This window comes from Parendozoicomonas verongulae (assembly GCF_009711465.1).
Lineage (GTDB): Bacteria > Pseudomonadota > Gammaproteobacteria > Pseudomonadales > Endozoicomonadaceae > Sansalvadorimonas > Sansalvadorimonas verongulae.
In genome coordinates this window covers 8,401-9,376 of record NZ_SMME01000756.1, presented here as the reverse complement: position 1 = coordinate 9,376, position 976 = coordinate 8,401, and the positions used below count along the sequence as shown (strand labels likewise).

The 976-nt window shown below is 53.5% G+C and carries 2 protein-coding genes; both read left to right on the top strand.

The features are described 5' to 3' along the window. Window positions 1–256: hypothetical protein (locus E1189_RS05430; RefSeq protein WP_230460187.1), on the top strand; the 256-nt coding region annotated here is incomplete at its 5' end. A 71-nt stretch (window positions 257–327) separates the two neighbouring features. After that, on the top strand, window positions 328–976 hold a 649-nt coding region (locus E1189_RS05425), incomplete at its 3' end, for a hypothetical protein (RefSeq protein WP_196221228.1).

Below are 976 nucleotides of genomic sequence, written 5' to 3'. Positions count from 1 at the left end.
CCTCCAGATTATGGGGGGCATGGATAGGCAGAAAATGTCTCTGGAGATTTTTATCGGGCTGCGCACCCGAGCGGCAGGAGGGCAGGCGAACACCCCCTGTGATGACAAAGAAATCGAACTGGCTATGGGCAGAGCTCTTGAGATAATAGGGGGAATGAACAACCTGAAAATGGCCCTGGGTATCTATACCTGTCTGCGTACCCGGGCAAGCGGGGGGCAGGAGAGTGCCCCTGTGATGACAAGGATATCGAGTTAACACTAGGTAGGCTACGCCAGCTGATTGGAGGCAAAGACAACCTGGAAATAGCTCTGGACATCTATACCCGGTTGCGCAGTCGTGCAGCCGGGGGACAGGCAAACACTCCCTGTGACGATAAGGAGATCGAACTGGCTTTGGGCAGACTGTTTCAGGACATGGGGGGCGAGGATAATATGAGAATGGCCCAGAATATATTCACCCGGCTACGCACCCAGGCAGCTGGGGGGCGGGCGAACACCACCTGTGATGACAGGGATATCGAGTTAACACTGGGCAGACATCTCCAAACCATGGGGGGGGCGGACAACCTGAGAGCGGCTCTGGATATCTTTACCCATCTGCGCACTCAGGCGGCTAAGGGAGAGGCGATCCCCCTCGGTGAGGAAAAGGATATCGAACTGGGTCTCGCCTCCATTCTCATTGACATGGGAGCGTGGGAGCAGTTTGACGGACTGCAACTCGATAAGCAGTTGTTTTCAGGGTTTGAAACCTGTTTATGTTTGAGTATTCGTTACTTCCAGGAATTAATGGACGTTGAGAAAATCTTGCCCGAACATTCGATTCTTCTGGGGAAAGCGTTCCATTGGGCTGTTCTTGCGGTGGAGGGCAGTGCAGACACAAATGCATCCTGCCTCAGTCAGCTGGCTCACTGCTTCCGCTTTTTATCTGTGTGGCCACAACCTGGGTTGCAAACGTTGGGTATTGAAGAGGAGAAGA